Raw genomic sequence first — 2969 nt, 5'->3', positions numbered from 1 at the left:
GACGCAGCGCGTGATCGGAACGACCGACAGCCTGCTCTACCGGCGTGGCAATTTCAACGGCACCTGGGACGACCTGATCTGCCAGGGCATCATGGAAGAGCGCGACACCGAAATTGCGCTGTCCCCGGGCTTCCGCTGGGGCACGACGCTGCTTCCGGGCTCCGAGATCACCATTGATGACCTCTATACCGAAACCTCGATGAGCTACCCGTCGGTCTACCGGCTGGAGTTCACCGGCGCGCAGCTGAAAGACATCATGGAGGATGTCTGCGACAATTTGTTCAACAAAGACCCGTTTCTGCAGCAGGGTGGCGACATGGTGCGCGTTGGCGGCTTTACCTACAGTTGCACACCCAATGCCGGTATGGGCGAGCGGATTACCGACATGCGGCTGATCGGCAGTGGTGATCCGATGGAAGCTGACAAGACCTACACGGTCGGCGGCTGGGCTTCGGTCAATGAAGGGGTCGAAGGCCCCGCCATCTACGACCTGATGGAAGACTACATCACGAAAAAATCGGTGGTTTCGCTCGATCCGGACGCTGCGGCTGTCCGGGTGATCCTGTGACCCCTGATTTGATTTGAATGCTGGTCCTCAATGGATCGGCGATGACGACGGAGACAAAGATGCAGACGCTGGAGACATGTCACGGGAGGTTCTCATGGTAGACCGGACCGACACGAAACAGGACCGACAGACGGCGTCCCGCCGTTCCTTCCTCAAGGCAGGCCTGATGGGTGGCGCTGCGGTTGCGGCAGGCACCGGGGTGGCCGGGGCTGCCGGCGGCGCTGTCATTTCCAGCGCCACCGGCGGCAGCCCGGTCACGGGGGCCGTGGTCGGCGGTGCCGCCGGGTACTTCTGCCGGGACCTGAATGTTCCTGGCTGCCGGAACAACTGATGGTCGGGTGTTCAGGGTGCAAATGCGGGCTGAACTGCGTTTGGGAACTGCCCGGTGCGTGTGCCTGACCCTGCAGGGGCCACGCCGCGAAGCCATCTGCACCCAGGCTGCCGAGTAAACCAAAGAGATACATCTTTTGATATCACCGGGGGGCGCTGCGGAATGGAGGCGGCAATCGGATGAGCGGCGTTTCCTCGCTCCCTTTCCCTGGCAGACCCGTGCAGTTTCACAGCCTGACCGGAAAGGTGCCCACGAATGACAGCCAGCGCCGGAAATACATGCGCTCAAACCAGGCGATCCGGACATGAGTGGGTCTGCATCCTCGCCCGGTACCGCAAGCCATCGAATGTTCGAAGCCTGTTCGAGCTTCTGGCAACCTTCATTCCCTTCGCGCTGCTTATTGGGCTGGCGTGGCGGACTCTGGCCGTGAGCTATCCGCTAGCTGCTGCGGTTTCCGTCGTGAACGGGGCTTTCCTGGTCCGGCTGTTTGTCATTCAGCACGACTGCGGCCATGGCTCGTTCTTTACCAGCAGGCAGGCCAATGACTGGCTTGGCCGGATTCTCGCTGCCCTTACCCTGACACCCTATGACATATGGAAACGCACCCATTCGATCCATCACTCGGTGTCGGGCAATCTTGACCGGCGCGGGCTCGGGGATGTTCTGACGCTGACGGTCAGCGAGTACCGCGCCCGGTCCGCAGGCCAGCGCCTTGCCTACCGGATTTACCGGAACCCTCTCTTTCTATTCGGGGTCATGCCCGCCTTTGTATTCTTTCTGCAGTTTCGCCTGCCCATCGGGCTGATGCACGCAGGTACGCGGTATTGGATCAGCGCCCTGGCAACAAATGCTGCCATCGCAATGGTTATCGGGGCCGGCATCTGGTTCGGCGGACTGCGCGTTCTGCTGCTGGTCTTCCTGCCGACAGCCCTGGTCGGCGCCGCCGCGGGCATGTGGCTGTTCTATGTTCAGCACCAGTTCGAAGGCACCTATTGGAGCAAGGAGGCCGACTGGCAGTTGCATGAGGCTGCGCTGGAGGGAAGCTCTCACTATGTCCTGCCGCCCGTCCTTCGCTGGCTGACCGGCAATATCGGTGCGCATCATGTGCATCATCTTTACAGCCGTATTCCGTTCTACCGCCTGCCTGAAGTGCTGCGCGACTGTCCCGAACTGGACCGGGCGCAAAGGCTGACCATGAAAGAGAGCCTGCATTGCGCACGGCTGCATTTGTGGGATGAGAAAGGGCGCAGCCTGCTAACTTTTTCAGCAGCGCGATCGGTGTAAACCTTGCGGGGCTGACAACGTTACTTCCCCTTGCGGACAGGCCGTTGCCCGGACGAGATCCGCCGCCCGGCTCCGCCAGAAAAATCTCCCGGGTCTTCCTGGGCCAACCTGCATCAGTGCGGGGCGGCGATGCCGACGCTAAAATCCTAACAGGTCACCGGATTTCCGGTGAACATGTATCTTGATCCCCAGCTTTGAAAGGAAAACGCCATGGATAAGGATCGGGTGATCGGTTCCGCGAGGGTCGTGAAGGGCAAGGTCAAGGCGGCCGCCGGAAAGGCTACCGGCGACGCAAAACTTGAGGCGCAGGGAGAGGCCGAAAAGGCCGCGGGTCAAGTCCAGAATGCTGCTGGCAGCATCAAGGACACCGTCCGCGGCGTTGCCGCCACCCCTCAACGGCCTGACAACACCGCTGGAGGCCGGAAACCAGCAATGAACCGGTACTTCCTTTTCATCCTGATCGGGATACTCGCCGTTGGCGCAGCCGGGGCAGGCTATCTGTATTATCAGGAACGCCAGGACGGCATCATCATCAAGACCGGCGAGCTGAGCGTACCCATTGACGGGAAGTAAACGAACCGGTGTGGCCAAGGCCCGGCGGTGCTCATAGCCCCAGCCGCGCCCCGCAAGTCTGAACATCGGCGCCCTCGCAGCACGGGTGGCACCCTGTAATAGGAGAGAGCACAATGTCACTCGGCACAATCCTGATCGTTGTTCTTGTTATCTTCCTTCTGGGCGGTTTCAGCGGCCGGTTCGGCGGCTATGGCTATGGTTTCGGCCATGCCG

At 61.0% G+C, this 2969-nt stretch carries 5 protein-coding genes; all 5 read left to right on the top strand.

What is annotated here, in order from left to right; translation table 11 throughout:
• The coding region (locus VOI29_RS23670; RefSeq protein ID WP_323784242.1) for a 5'-nucleotidase at positions 1-568 on the top strand (568 nt) is incomplete at its 5' end.
• Positions 569-662: 94 nt separating this feature from the next.
• A complete protein-coding gene (locus VOI29_RS23665) occupies positions 663-899 on the top strand; it encodes a twin-arginine translocation signal domain-containing protein (RefSeq protein ID WP_323784240.1) in 237 nt (78 codons plus the stop codon).
• A gap of 255 nt (positions 900-1154) precedes the next feature.
• A complete protein-coding gene (locus VOI29_RS23660; protein WP_323784238.1) occupies positions 1155-2183 on the top strand; it encodes a fatty acid desaturase in 1029 nt (342 codons plus the stop codon).
• A 210-nt stretch (positions 2184-2393) separates the two neighbouring features.
• The gene (locus tag VOI29_RS23655) at positions 2394-2756 is read left to right on the top strand and encodes a CsbD family protein (RefSeq protein ID WP_323784236.1); all 363 of its coding nucleotides are present in this window, start codon (positions 2394-2396) and stop codon (positions 2754-2756) included.
• A 113-nt stretch (positions 2757-2869) separates the two neighbouring features.
• Positions 2870-2969, top strand: a 100-nt coding sequence (locus VOI29_RS23650) for a DUF3309 family protein (RefSeq protein ID WP_323784244.1), incomplete at its 3' end; no start/stop codon positions are given.

Source organism: Leisingera sp. (assembly GCF_034669605.1).
GTDB lineage: Bacteria > Pseudomonadota > Alphaproteobacteria > Rhodobacterales > Rhodobacteraceae > Leisingera.
The sequence above is the reverse complement of the archived record's forward strand: the minus strand, read 5'-3'. Positions and strand labels throughout refer to the sequence as shown.

Coding starts and splice junctions, on each gene's coding strand:
- VOI29_RS23665 (WP_323784240.1), top strand. CDS start 663: ATGGTAGACCGGACCGACACGAAACAGGACCGACAGACGGCGTCCCGC.
- VOI29_RS23660 (WP_323784238.1), top strand. CDS start 1,155: ATGACAGCCAGCGCCGGAAATACATGCGCTCAAACCAGGCGATCCGGA.
- VOI29_RS23655 (WP_323784236.1), top strand. CDS start 2,394: ATGGATAAGGATCGGGTGATCGGTTCCGCGAGGGTCGTGAAGGGCAAG.